The following is a 21,491-nucleotide window of genomic DNA, read 5'->3' as shown; positions in this document are numbered from 1 at the left end:
GCGCTCCCGCCCCTCTCCGTCGGTCTCTGCAGGTCTCAGAAGATCTCCGTCAACTGTCGTGCTGATCCTGCCTGGTGAGGGCACGGTCGCGAAAGCCGGGGCCGGGTGGGATACGTCTCCGCGCGCCACTCATCGTCCGATGACGGCCGGGGTGCCGCCCTCCTCGGTTCCCCACACGTCCGCGTCCTCCTCGAGGTAGTCCGCGGAACTGGTCGCCCTGCGGCCCGGCTCCGCCTCCTCCTCGGGGGAGTCGCCGCCCGTGGTCGCCACCCGGGAGGCCGGGGTCAGGAAGGTGTCGGAGTCCTCCTGGCGGTTCCACGGGTTGCGCCGCCTGCGGTTGCGACGCTCGCTCTCCTCCGCCGCGTCGACCAGGACGGCGCGTACCCGTTCGCCGTTGCCACGGTCGCCGCCGGCGCCCATGCCGCCCGCGCCCATGCCGCCCATCGGCATGCCGGGGCTGCCGGGCATGCCGGGCGCGCCGGGGGCCCCTGCCATGGGGGCGAGCGGGGTGCCCGCGCCGCCGGAGGCACCGTCCGAGAGCGGTGCGGCACCGCCTCCCGCGACGCCGTCGGGGGAGAAGGCGTCCGTCCCGGACAGCCCCCCGCCGGTGGCACCGGTGCCGACGCTCGCACCGAGACCCAGATCGGACGGCGACAGGTCCCGGGTGGTGGCGCCGTCGCCGCTCGGGCCGCCCAGGCCGCCGAGGCTCTCGAGGTCGAGGTCGGGTGAACCGTCCCGGCCGCCGGACGAGTTGAGGTCGTGCAGGTTCACCGTCTCCGTGTTGCCCTGCGGGTCGGTGACGGTGGCGATGCCGGTGTCCGGGTCGATGACCTGGGTGCTGCCGTCGGGGAAGGTGGTGGTCAGCCGGCCGTTGTCGAGGACGGTGGTGGAGCCGTCCGCGTTGGTCACCTTCGCGCCGTGGGTGAGGTCCGTCGTCGTGGTCGACCCGTCGGCGTCGGTGGTCGTGAGCATCCCGGTGTCCGGGTCGAAGACGGCCCTGCTGCCGTCCGCGAAGGTGGTGGCGAAGTCGTCGCCCACCAGCTCGGTCTGCCCACCGGTCGGGGTCTCCAGCACGTCCTGGTCGCTGTTGAGATCCCCGAGGTCGCCGAGGTCGCCGTCGGACTGCGTCGGCAGATCGAGGTCGAGGTCGCCCAGGTCGCCGAAGCTGTTGCGGCTGTTGAGGTCGCCGAGGCTCCCGAGGTCCTCCGTGGTGGTGGTGCCGTCCGGGTCTGTGGTGGTGGTCTGCCCCGTGGCCGGGTCGACGGTCTGCGTGGTGCCGTCGGGGAACGTCGTGGTCAGCTTGCCGTCGTCACCCAGCGAGGTCACCGACCCGTCCGGGTTGGTCACCTTGACGCCGTCACCCAGATCCGTCGTCGTGGTCGAACCGTCCGGATGCGTGGTCGTCAGCGTCCCGTTGTCGGGGTCGAAGCTGGTACGGCTGCCGTCCGCGAAGTCGGTCGTCAGGTCGCCGCCGCTGGTGAGCTGGGTGCTGCCGCCGGTCGGGGTGTCGAGCACTCCGTCACTGGCCGGGCCGCTGTTGAGGCCGTCGAGGCTGCCCAGATCGGTCGTGGTGGTGGTGCCGTCCGGGTCGGTGGTCGTGGTCTGCCCCGTGGCCGGGTCGACGGTCTGCGTGGTGCCGTCGGGGAACGTCGTGGTCAGCTTCCCGTCGTCACCGAGCGAGGTCACCGACCCGTCCGGGTTGGTCACCTTGACGCCGTCACCCAGATCCGTCGTCGTGGTCGAACCGTCCGGATGCGTGGTCGTCAGCGTCCCGCTGTCGGGGTCGAAGCTCGTGCTGCTGCCGTCCGGGAAGTCGGTGGTGAGCTTGCCGTCGTTGAGCTGGGTGCTGCCGCCGGTCGGGGTCCTCAGGGGGCCGCCGCCGACGTTCAGGGGACCGAGGTTGCCCAGGTCCGTGGTGGTCGGGGGCTGGTCCGTCAAAGACTGCTGGCCGTCGCCGAGGTCGCCGGGGCTCTCGGTGACCACGTTGTTCGAGCCCAGCAGGTCGTCGAGGCTCCCGAGGTTCTGCTCGGTGACCGCGTCGGGGTCGTTGATGCCGCCGAGGCTCTCCTGCATGGCCTTGGCCTGCTCCTCGGCCTCGCGCTGGGCCTCCTCCTGCTCACGGCGCTGCTCCTCGCGCAGCTCGTCCTGGTACTTCCGGTCCTCCTCGCGCTGCTGGTTCTGCTCGTTGCGCAGGTCCTCCTGGAGTCGCTTCTCCTCCTCGCGCTGCTGGTTCTGTTCCTCACGCAGCTCGTCCTGGTACTTCTTGTCCTCCTCGCGCTGGCGGTTCTGCTCCTCGCGCAGCTCCTCCTGGTACTTGCGGTCCTCCTCGCGCTGGCGCTCCTGCTCCGCGCGCAGCTCGTCCTGGTACTTACGGTTCTCCTCGTTCTGCCGGTTGATCTCCTCCTTCTCCTCCTCCAGCTGCTTCTTCTCGTACTCCTCCGAGGCCGTACTGGTCGACTTCGGCTTGGGCACGTTGTCGGAGAAGTCGTCACCCAGGTCGAGGAAGTGGTTGTTCAGGGCCGACTGCACCTGGGCGGCGGGCTTGCCCAGGAACTCGTCGACGCCCTGGCTCCAGATCTTCACGGCCTTGTCGCCGACCTTCGCCCAGTTCGCGATGTCGGTGAGGTCGCCGTACTCGGGGTGCACCTGGGAGAAACCGGCCTGCGGGCTGTGGCTGACGGTCGTGGTGTAGCGGGTGCTGGTCGACTTGATGTCGGTCTTGGCGACATTGTTGGCGTCCACCCACTGGGCGAGGTCGTCGAGGACGTAGCGCAGCACCTGGTGCGGGTCGTAGTAGGGGGACTTGGCCCAGGCCAGCCAGGCCTCCAGCAGCTTGGTCGCGGAGTCCTCCAGGTACTTGCGGCCCAGCGAGAGGGCGCGCGAGTAGACCGTGTTGCCGGTGCCGGTCTCGCTGCCGGAGCCGGGGTTCTGGTTGAAGGTCTCGACGTAACTGTCGTAGTTCTCGCGGATCTTCTTCAGCAGGATCCGGAAGACCTCCGCCGCCTCGCCCTTCCAGCTCGCGTCGTCCCGTCCGAAGCGGTCCTCCCAGTCCTTCAGCACCACCGCGTGGTCCTTGAAGAACTTGGCGGCGAAGTCGAAGGACTCGCCGGTGGTGGTGAAGGACTTCAGGTCCACCACGTCGGCCCCGGGCACGCCGAGGTTGCTGAAGCGGGCGTCCGCCGTGCTGCCGCCCAGCAGGGCCAGGAGCGCCGCCCGCGGCCCGTTCATGTACCGGGCGAGCGGGATGGTGCTCATCTTGTCCTTGTTGTAGTCCGTGAACTCGTTGCCCTCACGGACCTGGGCGTCGTGGACGTTGTCCGAGCCCGGACCGGCGAAGATGATCTCCTCGCCGACCTTCACGCGGCCCTCGAAGACGATGCGGGCCTGCATGATCGAGCGCTTCTTGCCGCTGTCGAAGAACCAGATGTCGTAGTCCTCGCCCTTGTTCGTCAGGAACCCGGAGTCCTTGACGAGCAGGGAGAGGCTGCGCTCGGGGATGTCCATCCGGAACAGCTTGCCGCCGTGTTCGGAGCGGAGCGTGTCGAAGACGGTGTTGCGGTCCGGCACCGGATAGCCGGTGATGTGGGTGACCAGGGTGGCCCAGGTGTCGGTCGACGGGTCGCCTGCGTTGTCGAACTTGTCGAGGTTTGCGGCGGAGTTGGGATCGTACCGATCTGGCACCGGGCTCCCTTTCTGGTCGGTGGGTCAGGACTCGTCGTCCGGGTCGCCGGTGCTGCCGGCGGTGAGCGTGTCGACCTCGTCGAAGGTCTGGAGGAGCGTCTGCGCGTCGATCGCGCCGAGATTCTTGTCCTTGGTCTTGTTGGCCTCTTCGATGGTCTCGGTGAGGGCCTCCTTGAGCTCCTTGAAGAGCTCCATCTGGTCACCGAGCAGCTTGTCGATGGCCTCGGCCGCGGCACGGATGTCCTCGATCAGCTTCGGACCCGAGACCAGGGGTTCGGTGACCATCCGGCCGATGCGCAGGAGTTGCTTGTCCTGGGCGAGGTTCTCGGGCGTGGTGTGCCCGTCGATGAGGTGGCCGAGCGGGCGGATGTGCGTGCCGTCGCCCTCCTCGCGGTGCTTCTTCGCGGCGATGTAGACGGGCTGTACCTCGTTGTCCCGGAAGTTCTCCATCTGCTTGAGGTCGAAATGCTTGACGTCGGCCTTCTCACCGGCCATGGGACGCTCTCCTGCCGCTTGGTGCCGGACGGGTTACGGGGGGGCCGGCGGCCGCCCTGGGGTGGGGCGACGGCCGGACCGGTGCGCGGGTCGGCACACCGGGGTCGATCAGGAGCCCGCGCCCGCACGCCGACGTCCGGCACGACGCCGGAGCCGCCGAACGACTTCGGCACGCGGGCCCCGGACGAAACTGCTCGGGTCGCCGACCCGGACGGCACCGCTCGGAACACCGCCCCGGACGGCACCACTCAGGACGCCGACCCGGACAGCACCGCTCAGGACGCCGACCCGGACGGCACCACTCAGGACGCCGACCCGGACAGCACCGCTCGGGACACCGACCCAAACGGCACCATTCAGGTCGCCGACCCGGACGGCACCGCTCGGGACGCAGGGCCCCGCACGGAACCACTTGGGACGCCGACCCGCACGGAGCCACTCCGGGGGTGGTGCCGCACGGTACTTCCGGCGTGGGCCCGGAAGGTACTTCTCGGGGCATGGCCCCGGGGACACGCCCGGAGCTCCGCGCCGGACGGTGCTTCCCGGAGCGACAGCCCCCGAAGGCCACTATCCGGAGCGCGAGCTCGGAAGCGACTTCCCCAAGCGCGAGCCCAGGAGCCACTTCCCCCTAGGCGTGAGCCCGGAAGGCGCATCCCCAAGCGCGAGCCCGGAAGGTGTCTCCCGGGGCATGAGCCCGGAAGCCGCTCCCGGAAACGCGAGCTCGGAAGCCACTCCTCGAAGCGCAAGCCCGGACGTACCTCCCGAAGCGCAAGCCTGGAGGCCACTCCCCGCAGCGCGCTCCCGCGAGCCACTCCCCGGAGCGGAGCCCAGGAGCCACTTCCCCAAGCGCGAGCCCGGAAGCTACTCCCCGAAGCACGAGCCTGGAAGCCACGTCTCGAAGCGCAAGCCCGAGAGCCACTCCCCGAAGCACGAGCCCGAGAGCCACTCCCCGAAGCACGAGCCCGGAAGCCACTCCCCGAAGCACGAGCCCGGAAGCCACTCCCCGAAGCGCAAGCCCGAGAGCCACTCCCCGAAGCACGAGCCCGAGAGCCACTCCCCGAAGCACGAGCCCGGAAGCCACTCCCCGAAGCGCAAGCCCAGACGTACCTCCCGAAGCACGAGCCCGAGAGCCACTCCCCGAAGCACGAGCCCGGAAGCCACTCCCCGAAGCGCAAGCCCGGACGTACCCCCCGGAGCGCGAGCCCAGGAGCCACTTTCCGGGGCGTGAGCCCGGATCCCCAGCGCGAGCCCGAAGCCACTTCCCCAAGCGCGAGCCCGGAAGGCACCCCCCGAAGCGCAAGCCGGACGCATCTCCCGAAGCGCGAGCGCGGAAGGTACTCCCCGAAGCGCGAGCCCGGAAGTTACACCCCGAAGCGCGAGCCCGGGAGTATTTCCCTGGGCGTGAGCCCGGCAGGCACTTGACGGGCGTGGTGTCGGACGGGACTGCTTAGGCGTCGTCCCCGGCCGCGCGGCCGCGTCCTCCGCGAGGAGCGGTCCGGGGGCTCCGTCCCGCACAGGGGTGGTGGGCCGCTCCGGCGATGCCTAGCGGGCCCGCACGCTCCCCCAGTTGTCAGCGCTCCTGCGTTCGTCGCGGGAGTGGTTGTCGTGAATGGTCTGGATCAGCTCGCCGTTGTCGCCGAGCAGCAGGGCCATGTTCTTGGTCGCCTGGTCCCACTCCGCCTGGACCTGGCGGTACGTCTCCTGGTCCGCGCCCTCCCAGGAGCTGACGAGCGGCTTCAGCTCGTCCTCCAGGTTGTTGAGGGTCGTGATGATCTGCTGGGTCTGTGCCATCAACTCCTCGATGGCGTTGCGGACCGCGGGGTACTGCACGTCGATGATGCCGTCGGCCATGACGTCTCCTCTCGGAAGGCCGGGCGCCTGGGCCCGGGAAGCTCACGGGGATCCGGCCGCGTCGCCGGAGCCGGTGCTGCGGGACGGGTCAGCGCAGCGCTTCGAAGACGCCCTGGCTGGTCTTGCTGTTGAGGACCTCGGTCAGGTCCTGGTTCTCCTGCGCCAGGCGGTTGGCGGAGGTCACGTTCTCCTGGAGCGCGTCGATCATCTTGCTGATCTGGACGACGACCTTCTGGGCCTCGGTGTTCCAGCTGCGGAAGAGCTTCAGCAGGGCCTGGCCCTCGTCGCCGCCGACACCCGAACGCGCGGCGATCTCGCCGACGTTGTTCTGGATCTTCTCGACCTGGTCACGGGCCGACTCCAGGGAGGAGACGCCCCCCAAGCCCTTGGCATAGTCCGCTTTCCTCGCGGCACTGTCCGCCATGTCGCGCTCCCTTCCTTCGGGCATGTCTCGTCACACCGTTGCTCGCTGAGGCTAAAGAGAAGCCGACGTTCCGCGCAACGCGTGCAGGGAAGATTTGAGCATCGGTCAGCTCGCTCCAGAATTCGTGCGTGGCAAGGGAGTTGTGCGGAGGTTTCCCCGGTATGAACAGCCGAGCCCGCCCGGCGGACCCCGGGACACGAACCGTCCGGCGCGGCCCTGCGAGGCGGGCAGAAAACGGGCAGGCGCGGCAGGAGAACGGGCATCGAGGAGCGCCCGCCCGGCATTGCAGGCGCTTCGGCGGGATTACGGCGCCGCGCCCGGCGGGGAATTCTGAGCTTTATTTGAGGTTCTCCGCCGGGCCCGATCCTCTGGCCACTCGGCGGACTTCACACCGCCGACTCCGAGTTTGGCCGAATTACTCTCCTGCTGCCGTCCTTTTCCATTTCTTCGGCACGGTATGCGGTCCTTGCCGTGATCAGCGCACGGTGTCCGTTTTGTTTAGCTCGGCGGTCCCGGTGCTCCGCGCGCCTCCCGCCGGCTGTCCGGCGCCGCCGCACTCAGGGGCCGTGACCTTGGGCTCCGTGACGCCCGAGGCGGCGGAGGGGTCGAGGTCCGCGCCGGTCGGGAGGGCCGCGAGCAGCGGTGCCGGGACCGAGCCGATGTCCTCGGCCCCGTACCCGAGCGCGGCCAGCGAATCCTTGGCGGGGACGCGGTACTTGACGCCGTTCTCCGCGACCAGATAGGTGGTCCCGGCGTGCGCGGCGCCGCTGGCGTGCAGGGCCCTGACGAGGGCGCCACGTCCCGGCCGTACCACCGTGGCGTCGACCGGGACGCAGGCCGGCTTCACCGGCGCGGCCGTGCCCTGCGCGACCGCGACCGGGGCGAGCCGGGTCAGCGGCACCAGCACCGACCTGATCCGTGCGCCGCCGTCGTCGCCGTCCACCTGCGCGCAGAGCGCGGTGCCGCGCGGCACGGACTGCGGCAGGGGCGGCGCGTCCGGCAGTTCGGCGGAACCTGCGGGGCCCGAGCCCTCCGCCCGGTGCTCGCGCAGCGCGTCCGCGCCCACCGTGCGTGCCGTGGGCGACCGTCCCTCGTAGGCGTCCTTCTGGGTGGCCGGGTCCCCCAGCACCAGGGCGGCGCCGAGCCGGGTCAGCGGCACCAGACCGTCCTTGCGCAGCAGATGGTAGGTGCTGCCGCCGCCGGGCACGCTGACCTCGAAGAGCTGCCCGATCCTGCTGGCCTCACCGCCGATCTCGGGCCCTTCCTCACCGCGTCCCACCACCTCCGGCGGCTTCAGCGCGGGCCCGGGGGCGAGCGCGTCGAGGAAGGCGGCCGACACCGGCATCGGCCGCTCGGAGCCGTAGCCGAGGGCGTTGCGGGCGTCGGACTCGCGGTCCAGCGGCAGCCTGCTGCCCCGCCACACCAGGTACTCGGTGTCGTCCGGCCCGCGCACCAGGAGTCCCCGGTCGCCGCCGATGCCGCGGGAGTCCAGGGGCGCGCCGGCGACCACGGTGGTGGCCCCCGGCTCGTCGACCCCGGTGTCCGCCACGGCGCCGGAGGTGTCGGGCAGCGCGCCGTCCGGACCCGTGACGCACAGGTGCCAGGGGCCGTCGTCGAGTTGGCCGGGGCCGGGCACGGTGTCGGGGGCGCCGGGGATGCCCGCGGGGGCGCCCACGGGGACGTCGCGCAGCGAGGCGGTGCCGACGTCCACGGTCTTCAGGTCCGGGCCGCCGATCAGCCGCGCCGAGGCGTAGTTGCGCACCGGGTGCAGGACGCCGTCGGTGTCGGTCCACAGGTAGCGGGCGCCGGTGTCGTGGTTGACCACCAGGTGCTTGCCGTCGCGCCAGCTGTCGTTCCCGCCGGGCCGCAGCAGGCCGTAGACGGTGGCGCCCGCGCCGATCAGGACGGTGACCAGCACACCGAAGACCACACCGCGGGTGGTGCGCCCGAGGGGGCTCTCCGGTGCGTCCGGGTCGGCCATCAGCAGGCCCGAGCTGAGCCTGCCCATCATGAAGCTGTGGGCGTGTACCTGGTCGCGTTTGGACTGCACGGCCTCTCCTCGATCCGTTCCTCTTGCCGGCGTGCGGGCGGGCTCAGCCGAACAGGCCGCGCAGCCAGCCGAAGAGCCCGGCCACCCACAGGCTCAGCGGCAGCAGCGCCACGGCGAGGCCGGTGTGCGCGATCTCCGCCGCGCGGCCCCAGTACGGCAGCATCCGCCTGCCGGGCACCGTCCAGGCGGCGATGACCAGGGCGGCCGCGGCGCCCAGCAGCACCGCGAAGACCACGAGGCGTCCGTCGCCGTCGCTGTCCACCGCCCAGGCGCGGGCGAGCAGCAGCAGCCCCCAGACTCCGGGCACGGCCAGGGTCAGCCGCTGCCCGATGTGCACCAGGCCCCGGGAGTGCAGAAGCAGCAGCAGGCTCAGCGCGAGCGCGGTCAGCACCTCGGCCAGGTCCGGGTGTTCGGCGAGGACGACCAGCGCGCCCGCGGCGACGGTGCCGGTGGCCGCGAAGAGCGCGGTGACCCAGCGTCCGGCGAGTTCGGTCCGCTCGGCGACCTCGTCGCCCGCGTAGGGCTCGATCCCCTCCTGGAGCTGGCCGGCGGAGGAGGGCAGCGACGGCATCCGCATCCCGGCCAGCTTGAAGGCCAGGGGGGCGACCGCGCCGGCCGCGAGCGCGACCACGGCCGCCACCAGCGCCACCGCGGCCGGCATGTCCAGGCCCGAGTAGCCGATCAGGGCCCCGGCGGTCGCGAGGGCCACCGAGACGACCGCGGTGGCCAGCAGGGCGGGCGCGCCGACCGCGGTGGCGGCCAGCGCGAGGACCGCGCCACCGGCGCCCGCGGCGCCCGCCGCGAGCAGCCGCGCGCCCACGACCTGTGCCGCGTCCGGTCCGGTGAGCTCACCGCCCGGCAGTACCCAGCCGGCCAGCGCGAGGCAGGGCGCGACCAGCAGACCGAGCGCGGTCGCGGAGAGGCGGTCGCCGACGGCACGGCTGGCGGTGCCCGCGCCCGCGAGCAGCAGCAGCCCCGCCACGGCCGCGCAGGCGGCCCGGGTCGAGCCGGGCCCGGCGCCCGGCCGGAACACCAGGACCAGCGCGGCCACGACGGTCGCCACCGTGGTCCCGACCAGCAGGCCGCGTGCCGCCTCGGGGTGCCAGGTGTGCAGCTTGCGGCCCGCGGTGTCGGCTATCCCGTCCACCAGGTCGTCGAGCCGTGCCTCGGGCAGCGCCTCGGTGTGCGGGCGCAGATAGAGCACGTCCCCGTCGGCCAGCCCGGCGTGCGCGAGGGTGCTCTCCTCGTCGAGCGGGGCGTCACCGAGCCGCTGGAGCACCCAGCCGGCGTGGTCGAGCCCGGCCTCCTCGGCCTCCTCGCCGACGTAGCGCAGCAGCGTGGGCAGCAGATCGGCGACCGGCACGTCGGCGGGTACGGCCAGATCGACGGAGACGCTCGGCGCACGTACGGTCAGGCGGCACAGTTCGGCCACCGCACTGTCGGTCATCAGCTGAACTCTCGTCTTCGGTGGGGGCTTTGACAGGAGGACTTCTCCGGGAGAGGGGCCGTGCGCGGAGTACGGAAGACCCGCGCGGCCTGGAACCGGGCGTTCGGACAAGGGAATTGCGTCCGTGTGCCCGGAAACCACCTCTCCCGCGTGGACAGGTCGCGTTACGTGAATGCAGACTACTGCCTACGCCCGCCGGATCGTGCTGCGGACCGGACTCCTCGTCCGGTATGCGGTTGAGTGCGGGGGGAGTTGACCGTCCCCCGCTTTCCGCTCACAACATTCATCCGGCGTTCACCGCGACGCCCGGGGCCCGCAGAATGGGCGCGGTGCGGTCTTTCCCGCTGCCGGGTGTGCCGGTATTCGACGCGGGCCGGAAAGCCAGTGAAACCGGAGGTTTCGTTCCTTGAGTGTGGTGCTGTTTCGCCGGCCGGCCCGCAGGCGCGGACCCGAGATGCCCGACGGGCAATTGACCCTCCAGGAGCCGCCGGTCCTCGCCGAGACGGTGCCCGACACCTCGGCGATATGGACCTATCTGCCGATGGCCCTGATGTCGGTGTCGATGATGCTGATGTTCCTGCGCCCGGGGGGCGGGAACGGCGTCTTCATGTATCTGGCGATGGGCGTCATGGCGCTCTCCGCCGGTGCCATGCTGCTGGGGCAGCTGATGCGGCGCTCCAGCGAGCGCAAGCAGCGCCTGAAGGGTGAACGCCGCGACTACCTGCGCTACCTGGCGCAGACCCGTAAGCGGGTCCGGGCCACCATCACGGAGCAGCAGCGGGCGCTCGCCTGGCGCCATCCGGAGCCCGCCTCGCTCCGCTCCCTGGCCCGCACCTCGCGGCTGTGGGAACGCCGCCCGGCCGACGAGGACTTCGGCGAGGTCCGGCTCGCCGTGGGCGAGCAGCAGCTCGCGCTCACCCTCAACCCGGTCTCCACCCGCCCGGTGGAGGACCTCGAACCGCTCTGCGCGCACGCCCTGCGCCGCTTCATCCGCGCCTACTCCACCATCCCCGAGCAGCCCCTCGGCCTCTATCTGCGCTCCTCGGCCCGCGTCCTGCTGCGCCCCGAGGAGACGTCGGGCGAGGAGCCCGCCGAGCCGGGCGCCCCGTCGTCCGGGGACAGCGGGGAGGGCCGGCCCGAGGACGTCGAGAACGTACGTGCCCTGGTGCGCGCCGTGCTCGGTCAGCTCGCGGTGTTCCACGCGCCCGAGGAGCTGTGGCTCGCCGTGTGTGTGAGCGACGAGCGGCGCTCCGACTGGGAGTGGGTCAAGTGGCTGCCGCACGCACTGCACCCGCACGAGGAGGACGGGGCCGGTCAGGTCCGCCGGATCACCGCCGACCTCACCGAACTGGACGATCTGCTCGGCGCGGAGTTCGCCGAGCGTCCCGGCTTCGACCCGGACGCCCGGCCCGGCCGCGACGAGCCGTACACGGTCGTCGTCCTGGACGGCGTGACCGTGCCCGAGGGGCACCGATGGGAGGGCCACGGCTACCGCAACGCCCTGGTCCTCGACGTCTCGGGTGCGCTGCGCTGGCGGCCCGGCCGCAACACGCTGCGGCTGACCGTCGGCGCGGACCAGGTGAACCTGGTGCGTACCGACCGCAGCCGCAAGGAACGCTCGGTGCCGCTCGGCCGGCCGGACCGGTTCGGCAAGCTCGGCGCGGAGTCGCTGGCCCGGCTGCTGACCGCCCGCCGGATGAGCCTGGGCACGGACATCGCGCAGCCGCTGGACACCGACGTCGAGCTGACCACCCTGCTCGGCATCCCCGACCTGCACCGGCACGACCCGGCCACCCTCTTCGCCCGGCACACCGGCTCGGCCCGGCTGCGGGTGCCGATCGCGGTCGGGGTGGACGGCCGCCCGATGGAACTCGACATCAAGGAGTCCGCGCAGGGCGGCATGGGCCCGCACGGCATGCTGATCGGTGCCACCGGCTCCGGCAAGAGCGAGCTGCTGCGCACCCTCGTCCTCGGCCTCGCCCTGACCAACTCCTCCGAGACCCTCAACTTCGTCCTGGTCGACTTCAAGGGCGGCGCCACCTTCCTCGGCCTGGAGGAGCTCCCGCACACCTCCGCCGTCATCACCAACCTCGCCGACGAGGTCGCCCTGGTGGAGCGCATGCAGGACGCCCTGCACGGCGAACTCATCCGCCGCCAGGAACTGCTGCGCGCCGCCGGCAACTACACCTCCGCCCTGGAGTACGAGCGGGCCCGCGCCGCCGGCACCGACCTCACCCCGCTGCCCAGCCTGTTCGTGGTGGTCGACGAGTTCAGCGAACTCCTCTCCGCGCACCGGGAGTTCATGGACCTGTTCGTGATGATCGGGCGCCTCGGCCGCTCCCTCGGCGTGCATCTGCTGCTGGCCTCGCAGCGCCTGGACGAGGGCCGCATGCACCAGTTGGAGAGCCATCTGTCGTACCGCATCGGCCTGCGCACCTTCTCCGCCATGGAGAGCCGCGGCGTGCTCGGCGTGCCGGACGCCTACGAACTGCCGGCCCAGCCGGGCAGCGGCTACCTGAAGTCGGGCGTGGAGGCCCTGACCCGGTTCCGCGCCGCGTACTCCTCGGGCACCTACCGGCGCCGCACCGGCGCGGTGGTGCAGGCCCGGGTGGCCAGCCAGGTGGTGCCGTGGACCAGCGGCTGGGTGGTGCCGCGGACGCTGGAGCCGTCGTCCGAGCCGGAGCCGGAGCCGGAGAAGACCGAAGAGACCGGCGACGAGGAGACCCTGCTCGACGTGGCGCTCGACCGGCTGCGCGACTCGGGCCCGGCCGCCCACCAGGTGTGGCTGCCGCCGCTGGACGAGCCGTCGCCGCTGGACGCCCTGCTGCCCGGCATCGCCCCCGACCCCGAGCGTGGCCTCACCGCGGCCGGCTGGGCCGGCAACGGCAGGCTGCGAGTCCCGGTGGGCCTGGTGGACAAGCCCTTCGAGCAGCGCCGCGACCCGCTGATCGTGGATCTCTCCGGGGCCGGCGGCCATGTCGCGATCGCGGGCGGCTCCCAGAGCGGCAAGTCCACCCTCGCCCGCACGCTGATCGCCGCCCTGGCCCTCACGCACACCCCGGCCGAGATCCAGTTCTACTGCCTCGACTTCGGCGGCGGCGGCCTCTCGCAGCTCGCCGGGCTCCCGCACGTCGGCGGTGTCGCGGCGCGGCTCAACCCGGAGCGGGTGCACCGGGCCGTCGCCGAGGTGATGACGCTGCTCGCCCGCCGTGAGCAGTTCTTCGTGGACCACACCCTCGACTCCATGCAGTCCTACCGCCGCCGCCGGGCCGCCGGGGAGTTCCCCGACGAGCCCTTCGGCGACGTGTTCATGGTGGTCGACGGCTGGTCCACGGTCCGCCAGGACTACGACGACCTGGTCCCGAAGTTCAACGAACTCGCCGCCCGCGGCCTGAACTACGGCATCCACCTGCTCATCACCACGACCCGCTGGGTGGAGCTGTCCGCGCAGGTCCGCGACCAGGCCGCCACCCGCCTGGAGTTGCGGATGGGTGACCCGATGGACTCCGAGATCGACACCCGCAAGGCCCGCTCGGTGCCGCGCAGCGGCGGTCGCGGCATCACCGCCGACAGCAAGATGCACTTCCTGGCCGGTCTGCCGCGCCTGGACGGCAGCGGCTCCCTCGACGACCTCGGCGAGGGCGTGGCCCATCTGGTCGGCGAGATCGCCAAGCACTGGTCCGGTCCGGCCGCACCGCCGGTACGGATGCTGCCGCACCGGCTCCCGCTCGCCGAGCTCCCCGCGCCCGAGGCCACCGAGGGCGGCGGCCTGCGGCTGCCGCTCGGCATCGACCAGGACGCCCTCGAACCGGTGTGGCACGACTTCAGCCGCACCCCGCACCTGATCGTGGTCGGCGACACCGAGAGCGGCAAGACCAACCTGCTGCGCCGCATCACCGAGGGCGTCACCGCCCGTTACGCCCCGAACGAGGCGAAGATCATCGTGGTGGACTACCGCCGCACGCTGGTCGACGCCGTCCCGGAGGAGTACCGCATCGGGCATGTGATCTCCCTGGACAACCTCAAGGAGACCGTCGAGGGCGCGGCGCGCGCGCTCAAGACCCGCGTCCCCGGCGCGGACATCGCCCCCGCCCGGATGCGTCGGTGCGACTGGTGGACCGGCCCGCGGCTGTTCATCCTGGTCGACGACTACGACATGGTCTCCGGCAACTCCTTCCAGAGCCCCTTCGAGCCGCTCTTCGAGCATCTGACGCTCGGCTTCGAGATGGGCCTGCACCTGATCGTCGCCCGCAGCGCCATGGGCGCGGGACGGGGCCTCAGCGACGCGCTGATCCGCCGTATGGACGAGGCGAACAACCCGGCCGTGCTGCTGTCCTGCCCGCCCACCGAGGGCCGCCTGTTCGGCAACGCGAAGCCCCTCAACCTCCCGCCCGGCCGCGCCCTGCACATAGCCCGGCGCAAGTCCCGCCTGATGCAGACGGCGCTGGTGGAGGACGGCACGCAGGGAGCCTGACGGAGCGGAAAGTCCGGGCGGGGGCCACCTGAGGTGGCCCCCGCCCGTTTGTTTCTACGTCACCGTCGCCCCACGCGGCTCAGTCCTCGCCCGCGCCCGCCGGACGCCAGCCCCGGGAGCGGGCCCTCGGGAGCGTGAACGCGGCCCAGAGGACGGTGAGTACGGCCGCCGACCCGAGGAGGACGAAGAGGGTGGCGCGGCCGGTGGCACGGTCGGCGCCCGAGGTGTCGCGGACGGCCACCGGGTCCGCGGCGCGCCCGGCACCGGCGCGCCCGCCCGCGTCGCCGAGGACCGTGGTCACCGCGGCGTAGGCGTCCAGCTGGGGGATGTCGGCGGGGTAGGCGGTGGCGGTCAGGCGGCGCGCCACGGTCTCGGGCGAGTCCTCGGGGTGGGCGGCCCGGACCACCGCGGCGGCGCCGGCGGCGTAGGCCGTCGCCACCGAGGCACCGGCCCCGAGGTAGTGTCCGTCGCCGCGCGGGCCCCCGGAGACCACGCCGGCGCCGGGCGCGGCCAGGTCGACACCGGTGGTCGGCAAGGCGCCGTCCGGGCGGACGCCGCCCGGCAGCATGTCGGCGACGGAGAGGACGCCGGGCTCGCCCGCCGGCCAGTAGACACGGGACGGGATCTCGTCGGTGCCGCCCCGTGACGGCGGGTCAGGGGTGGCCGCGGCGAGGACGACGGCGCCCGCGCGGCGCGCCTGCGCGACCGCGTCGGTCAGCGCCGCGTCCCGGTCCGGCAGCGCCACCGTGACCGCGATCACCTCGGCCCCTGCCTCGGTGGCCGCGCGCAGCGCGTCGGCGACCAGGTCCGCGTCGGCCCGGCCGCGCGGGTCGGTGCCGCGCAGGGCCAGGATCTTCGCGCCCGGCGCGATCCCGGCGAGGCTCGGGCTGTCCCCGCCGGTTCCGGCGATCAGGCCGGCCAGGAAGGTGCCGTGTCCGACGCAGTCGTCGGCCGCCTCGCCCTCGGCGGTGACCCGGCCGTCGAGGCCGGCGGCGCCGGGGGCGACACCGGTGTCGATCAGCGCGACGGTCACGCCCGTGCCGGTGCCGTGCCCGCGCAGCCGGTCCAGGTCGAGGCGCTGGCGGGACCAGTCCTGCTTCTGTGCCTGCGCGCGTGAGGCGGCGGTGCACGCCACCTGGTCGGCCTCGGGATCGAGCGCGGAGGGCATGCCGGGCAGTTCCTGGCCCTTCTTGCCGTCGGCCACGGGCGGGCCCGCGGGCACCGCCAGGGCCGGCGCGGCAACCGGCAGCAGCAGGGCCGCGGCCAGACCGGCCCCGGACAGCAGACGGGCCGCCCCGAGAGCGCGCGGGCTCATCGGGGTGCCGCCTTCGGGGCCGCGGCCGGCACGTCCTCGGGAATCAGGATGCGCAGGTCGTCCAGGGTGGGCGCGGACAGCGAACCGAGCCGTCCCGCCTGGCGGGTGACCATCGCCTCGACCACCTGGCGGGCGAGGCGGGCGTTGCCGAAGTAACGGTCCCGCGGCACCGCGTCGAAGTACTCCTTGAGCAGCGGGCCGGTGCCGGGTCCGCACTCGTAGCCCATGCTCGTGGCCTGGGAGCGCACGATGGTGACCAGTTCCTCGGAGGTGTAGTCGGCGAAGCCGATCCGGCGGGGGAAGCGGGACGACAGGCCCGGGTTGGAGGCCAGGAAGCGCTCCATCTCGTCGGTGTATCCGGCGACGATGACGACCACCTCGTCGCGGTGGTCCTCCATCAGCTTCAGCAGCGTGTCCACCGCCTCCTGGCCGAAGTCGGCGCCGCCCCCGCGCGGGGTGAGCGTGTAGGCCTCGTCGATGAACAGCACGCCGCCCCGGGCCCGTTCGAAGACCTCGCGGGTGAGCTGGGCGGTGTGACCGATGTAGCGGCCGACCAGGTCGGCGCGGGCCGCCTCGACGAGCTGCCCGCGGTCGAGGATGCCGAGCTGCGTCAGGATCTCGCCGTAGAGGCGGGCCACGGTGGTCTTGCCGGTGCCGGGCGGACCGGTGAAGACCAGGTGGTGGCTGAGCGAGGGCACCGGCAGCCCGGCCGCGGCACGGTGGCGGGCGGTGGTGATCAGATTGACCAGGTCCGCGACGTCGCGCTTCACCTCGGCCAGGCCGATCATGTCGCCGAGGCGGGTCAGCGGGTCGTCCTGCGGGGTGGACTCCGCGGCCTTCGCGGCGGTGGCGGAGACGTCCTCCGGCAGCAGCAGCCGCAGATCGTGCTCGCCGACCTGCGACTGGGTCGCGAGCCGGACCGCCTGCCGGTCCACCATCTCCTCGAACACGCCGCGCGCGGCACGGCCGTTGCCGAAGCCCGCGTCCCGCGGCATCGCCTCGAAGTGCGCGGCAAGCGCCGCCGCGGTGCCCTCCCCCAGCTCGTACTGGTGCTGGGCGCACATGTTCTCCATGATGGCGACCAGTTCGGGCACGGAGTAGTTCTCGAACTCGACGGTGCGCGAGAAGCGGGACGCCAGACCCGGGTTGGAGCCGAGGAAGGAGCCCATCTCGCGCGAGTAGCCGGCCGCGACCACGACCACGTCGTCGCGGTGGTCCTCCATCAGCTTCAGGAGCGTGTCCACCGCCTCCCGGCCGAAGTCGGCGCCGCCGTTGCCGCTGTCCGCCGCGAGCGTGTACGCCTCGTCGATGAACAGCACGCCGCCGAGCGCCCGCTGGAAGGTCTCGGTGGTCTTGATCGCCGTACCGCCGACGACCTGGGCGACCAGGTCGGCGCGTGAGACCTCCACCAGGTGGCCGCTGCGCAGGGAACCGAGCTCGGCGAGGATCGAGCCGTAGAGGCGGGCGACGGTGGTCTTGCCGGTGCCGGGCGGCCCGGCGAAGATCAGATGCCGGCTCATCGGCGGCGCGGACATGCCGAGTTGCTCGCGGCGCTGGGCGAGCTGGGTGAGGTTGACCAGCGTGCGCACCTGCTGCTTGACGTTGTCCAGGCCTATCAGCGCGTTGAGGGCGCCGAGCGGGCCGTCCGCGCGGTCCGGCGGGGGCGCGTCCGCAGCGCCGGAGCCGGCCGGGTCGGTGTTCTCGGCGCTGCCGGTGCCCCAGGCGTCCCGCTTGCCGTTGCCGGTGCTGTTCAGGCCGTCCACGGCCAGCCGCTCGCCGGGCACGGTCTGCACCAGGCCGCCGCCCTCGTTCTCCCGGGCGAGGCAGTTCACGAGCGAGACCGGCGCGGTGGACTCCACCCGGAAGCCGTCCTGGGCGCCGCCGGTGACCTCGCAGCCGCTGAGCGAGGCCAGCGCGCCCTCGCGGAGCAGGAAGCCGTGGCCCTGGGCGGCGTGCACCGTGGTGCGGTTGGCGGTCAACTCGCCGCCGGAGGCCACCACCACGCCCTCCTCGCCGGACGTCTCGACGCGGAAGTCGCGGACGGTGACGTTGCCGCCGTCCTCCACGACCAGTCCGTTGCCCGCGGAGTCGGACACCCCGCCACCGGCCAGGTAGAGGGTGCTGCCGGAGGCCACACGCACGCCGGCGCCCTGAGGGCGGACGATCTCGCAGTCCTCGGCACGGCCCCGGGCGTCCTTGCCGGCCGCTATGCCGTCGCCGGCGGGCTCCACCAGCCGGGCGCGGCGCAGCAGCGGGTTGGCGCCCGCGCGCACGGCGACCGCTGGCGCGCCGCCGATCACCTCAAGACGGTCCAGCTCCGGCGCCGAGTCCTCCTCCAGGAGCAGCCCGGTCTGTTCGCAGTCGCGGACCGTCAGGCCGGTCAGCGCCGGGGAGGCGGCCCCGGCGACCCGTAGCGCCGCGCCCTGGGCGCCGTCCACCCAGCAGTCCTCGAAGGTGCCGCGGGCCCGGTCGGTGACCAGCACCCCGTGCCCTCGGGTGCGCGAGACGCGGCAGCGGCGCAGCACCGGGTCGGTGCCGCCGGCCAGCGCGATCCCGTTGCCGGAGGCGCCGGTGACCCGGACGTCCTCCAGCGTCGTACGGCCCCCGCTGCTCAGGTGCACGCCGGTGCTGGTGTCGTGCACCACGGTGCGGATCACCGTGAGGGCGCAGTTCTGCTCCAGGGCGATGGAGGGCTTGTCGGTGGAGGAGATGTCGCAGTCCTCGACGGTGCCGCGGGACTCGCCGTTGGCGAGCAGGCCGTTGCCGCGGGCGTCGCGCACCGTGCAGCCGCGCATGCGGGCCTCGCCCTGCTCGGCGAGGACCAGACCGCTGGTGCCCAGGTGTTCCAGCGTGCAGGACTCCACGGTGGTGGGCGTGGTCGAGGTGACCACGATGCCGGCGCCCTGCGGGTTGCTCACCCGGCAGTCGCGCAGCGCGAGGGAACCGGTGCCGCCGGCCAGCATCGCCGTCCAGGCGGCGCCGACGACCTCGCAGCCGTCGAGCGCGGCCTGTCCGCGCCGCACGTCCACGGCGGGCAGCTCGGCGTCGCCGCCGCGCAGGGTCAGTTCGGAGAGCATCACGGCGTCGGCGCGCAGCGTGAGCACACTGCCCGAGCGCGGCCGGATCTCGACCGTCCCGCGCCCCTCGGCGGCGGTGAGGGTGACCCTGGTGTGGATCACCAGGTTCTCCGCGTACGTCCCGGGCCGCACGCTGATCAGCGCGCCGGTACGGGCGGCCGCGAGTGCCTCACCGATCGTCCGGAAGCGGTCCCGGTCCCCCGGACCGACCGTGAGTACCTGGCGCGACACGCACCAACCTCCTTGCTAGGGCGGCGTCTTCAACGGGCGCGCCCCCGGTCGCCCGGGGGCTCGTGTCGGCGAGCCGACGGTGCCCATCATGCCCCGCGCCGGAGGGCGGGCCCTCGCCGGGAGCGATGCTTTCGGCCTGCGGGCGTCCGGTCAGACGCTCCACTTCTGGTTGTCGGTGCCGGCGCAGCTCCACAGTTGCAGCCAGGCGCCGTTGCCCCGGTTGTTGTCCACGATGTCGACGCACTTGCCGACGACGGTGTTGACCAGGTCGTGGCTGCCGTTCAGGACGAACTTCTGGGCCGCGTTGCCGTTGCACCAGGCGAGCTGGATGGGCGTGCCGTCGCCGAAGTTCGCGTTGGCCACGTCGAGGCACTTGTCCTTGATGCGCACCGTGCCGTCGGAGGCGAACTGCAGCTTCTGGGCACTGCTGTTGTTGCAGTCCCAGACCCACAGCCTCTTGCCGTCGACGAAGTCGCTGTTGGGTACGTCGATGCAGCGGCCCGAGAGATGGCTGCGCACGGAGACGGGGGCACTGAACGTCACTCCGGACCCGGCGGGCTTGTCGTCGCCGCCGGAGGCCGTGTCGCCGCTCGACTTCGCGGGCCGGTCCTCCTGGACCGTGTCGCTCTTCGGGCGCTCCTGGCGCGGGGTGTCCTTCCGCGGCGCGTCCTCGTCGGCGTCCTTGCCCGTCCCGCCCGCGGGGGGCTGCGCGGCGGTGCCCGCGGGGGCCTGCGGCACCGGCTTGCCCGGCTCGGCGGAGTCCTTCTTGCCGTCGCCCCGGGAGCCCGCGTCGGGTTCGGTGGCGACGAACTCGCCCGGTGCCTCCTGGGAGCCGCCCCCGAGCACGGTCCCTCCGGCGGGCACCGACCTCGGGGGCTTGTCGTCGTTCCCGGCGAGCACCAGGAACGGCACCGACACGAGCAGCGCGCCCGCGACCGCCGCACCGGCGAGCGCCGCCTTGCCCGGTCGACCCACCTGACCGGCCTGCTGCTGCGGCCGGTCGATGGCGGTCGCGGTCATGGTCCGCACGAGTGCGGGCAGCCGGCTCTTGGCCGCCGCGGCGGCACCGGGTTCGGCCTCGGCCTCGGGCCCGGTCTCGGAGTCGGGCCCGGTCTCGGAGTCGGAGTCGGGCCCGGAGTCGGAGTCGGGCCCGGAGTCGGGCCTGGTCTCGGAGTCGGGCCTGGTCTCGGAGTCGGGCCGGGACCCGGACTCGGACCGGCTGCCGGAGACCGCCCCGCTGCCGGGAGTGCTCTCGTGGCCGTTCTCCGAGCCGTTCTCGGGGCCGTTCTCGGGGCCGCTGGTGTCAGGTTCGGTGGTCCGGGCCTCGGGGGCCGTCTCCGCCGTGCCGGCCTCCCCGGTGCCGGCATCGGCACCGGTCCTCGCCGCTACGGAACCGGGCTCCGGTTCGGCGGCGGTGGCGGCCACCGCGGTCGTCGCGGTCTCCTCGCCGTCGGAGCCCGACTCCGTCCTTCGGGACGTGGGGGTGTGCTGGACCGAGCGCGTCACGGGGTCCTCCCTGTGATGTGGGGCCAGGGTTCAGAAGAGCTGGGGGTGCGGTCCGCGGCCGGCGGACCGCTAGGGTCCACCTCCGCCACGCGCGTCCCCTCGGCGTCCGGCGCCAGTAGGGGATCGAGCAGGCTGTCCGCCGGGACGACAAGAGGAGCCGCGGCTCCGGCGTTGACCATCAGCAGGGTGCCCGAACCACTGAGTGAGCGGGCCAACTCCCGCGCCCGGAGGGTGTCATGCCGAAGTGCCGCGGACATGAACGCGTGCGCCGGTGAGGTGAACAACAGCACCACCGGCGCCCCGTCCCGCCCGGCGGCCGTGAGCGGTCCGCCGTCCGGTCCGCGCACCACGGTGACGTCCGCCTCGGCGAGCGCCGCGAGCGCCTCGTCCACCGAGCCGTAGCCGGTGGCGGCCCGCTGTGCCGCCGCGTCCACCGGATCGGTGGGGTCCGGCCAGCCCAGCACCCGGGCCGAGGGCCGGTACTCCGGGTTTGCCCGGTAGGCCCCGACGCCGCCGCTCTCGTCCGACTGCCACTCCCCCACCACGGCCCACGACGGCGGCGCCTGACGCCGCGTCCACTCCGGGTCCACCATCCCGATCCAGTGCCCCGGCGCCCGGCGGGCGGCGGCGCGTACGGCCTCGGGTATGTCCGCGGGGCCGGAGTCGTCGGACCCCACGGGCAGGGCTCCCTGCCCGCCCTCCTGCCGTTGTCCGGGCCGCATCTCCACCTGAACTCTTGGGTCCGTACGAGTACTTGAGTGCCGAACGACATGCGCGCGGGTCGGCACTGATCGGATCGGGGAGCCAACAGGATGCCACACGAGCCCCGCCCGTAACGGGTCGGGCAGGGTCCGTATCGGGCGTCCCTGCGCCCGATTCCCGCCCGGGTGGGGGACTTTCCGGGAGCAGGAAGGCGTGCGGGACATAGCGGCGCGGCAGT

At 72.9% G+C, this 21,491-nt stretch carries 11 protein-coding genes; 1 reads left to right on the top strand and 10 read right to left on the bottom strand.

Translation table 11 applies throughout. The features are described 5' to 3' along the window. Positions 1 to 129: 129 nt before the first annotated feature. From ACIP2X_RS30100 to eccD, 6 genes are all read right to left on the bottom strand, one after another. A complete protein-coding gene (locus ACIP2X_RS30100) occupies positions 130 to 3,681 on the bottom strand; it encodes an AAWKG family protein (protein WP_401678781.1) in 3,552 nt (1,183 codons plus the stop codon). 24 nt (positions 3,682 to 3,705) lie between these two features. Further along, entirely contained in the window at positions 3,706 to 4,176 is a 471-nt protein-coding gene (locus tag ACIP2X_RS30095; RefSeq protein WP_401678778.1) for a type VII secretion system-associated protein, read from the bottom strand. A 1,542-nt stretch (positions 4,177 to 5,718) separates the two neighbouring features. After that, entirely contained in the window at positions 5,719 to 6,027 is a 309-nt protein-coding gene (locus ACIP2X_RS30090) for a WXG100 family type VII secretion target (protein ID WP_401678775.1), read from the bottom strand. 88 nt (positions 6,028 to 6,115) lie between these two features. Next, positions 6,116 to 6,451 (bottom strand): hypothetical protein, encoded by a 336-nt coding sequence (locus tag ACIP2X_RS30085; protein ID WP_401678772.1) that lies wholly within the window; start codon positions 6,449 to 6,451, stop codon positions 6,116 to 6,118. A 475-nt stretch (positions 6,452 to 6,926) separates the two neighbouring features. Next, positions 6,927 to 8,501: a type VII secretion protein EccB gene (gene eccB / locus ACIP2X_RS30080; RefSeq protein WP_401678769.1), complete on the bottom strand. Its 1,575-nt coding sequence runs from the start codon at positions 8,499 to 8,501 to the stop codon at positions 6,927 to 6,929. 43 nt (positions 8,502 to 8,544) lie between these two features. Then, a complete protein-coding gene (eccD, locus tag ACIP2X_RS30075) occupies positions 8,545 to 9,948 on the bottom strand; it encodes a type VII secretion integral membrane protein EccD (RefSeq protein WP_401678766.1) in 1,404 nt (467 codons plus the stop codon). 454 nt (positions 9,949 to 10,402) lie between these two features. On the opposite strand from eccD, the gene eccCa reads away from it, so the two are divergent. Beyond that, positions 10,403 to 14,422 carry a type VII secretion protein EccCa gene (eccCa, locus tag ACIP2X_RS30070; RefSeq protein ID WP_401678763.1) on the top strand — a complete coding sequence of 1,340 codons (4,020 nt, stop codon included), beginning with the start codon at positions 10,403 to 10,405 and terminating at the stop codon, positions 14,420 to 14,422. Between the two features lie 79 nt (positions 14,423 to 14,501). Here eccCa and ACIP2X_RS30065 read toward each other — a convergent pair whose 3' ends face one another. The 4 genes from ACIP2X_RS30065 to ACIP2X_RS30050 form a co-directional block, all read right to left on the bottom strand. Further along, a complete protein-coding gene (locus ACIP2X_RS30065; RefSeq protein WP_401678760.1) occupies positions 14,502 to 15,737 on the bottom strand; it encodes a S8 family serine peptidase in 1,236 nt (411 codons plus the stop codon). Next, positions 15,734 to 19,045 carry a right-handed parallel beta-helix repeat-containing protein gene (locus tag ACIP2X_RS30060; RefSeq protein ID WP_401678757.1) on the bottom strand — a complete coding sequence of 1,104 codons (3,312 nt, stop codon included), beginning with the start codon at positions 19,043 to 19,045 and terminating at the stop codon, positions 15,734 to 15,736. The genes ACIP2X_RS30065 and ACIP2X_RS30060 overlap by 4 nt, the downstream gene beginning before the upstream one ends. A gap of 150 nt (positions 19,046 to 19,195) precedes the next feature. Beyond that, on the bottom strand, positions 19,196 to 20,551 hold the full coding sequence (locus ACIP2X_RS30055) for a ricin-type beta-trefoil lectin domain protein (protein WP_401678754.1): 1,356 nt from the start codon (positions 20,549 to 20,551) through the stop codon (positions 19,196 to 19,198). After that, positions 20,548 to 21,273, bottom strand: coding sequence for a type VII secretion system-associated protein (locus tag ACIP2X_RS30050; RefSeq protein ID WP_401678751.1), 726 nt, complete (start codon positions 21,271 to 21,273; stop codon positions 20,548 to 20,550). Before ACIP2X_RS30050 ends, ACIP2X_RS30055 begins: the two co-directional genes overlap by 4 nt. Positions 21,274 to 21,491 lie beyond the last annotated feature (218 nt).

The sequence above is a fragment of the Streptomyces sp. NPDC089424 genome (assembly GCF_044749345.1).
Lineage (GTDB): Bacteria > Actinomycetota > Actinomycetes > Streptomycetales > Streptomycetaceae > Streptomyces.
The sequence above is the reverse complement of the archived record's forward strand: the minus strand, read 5'-3'. Positions and strand labels throughout refer to the sequence as shown.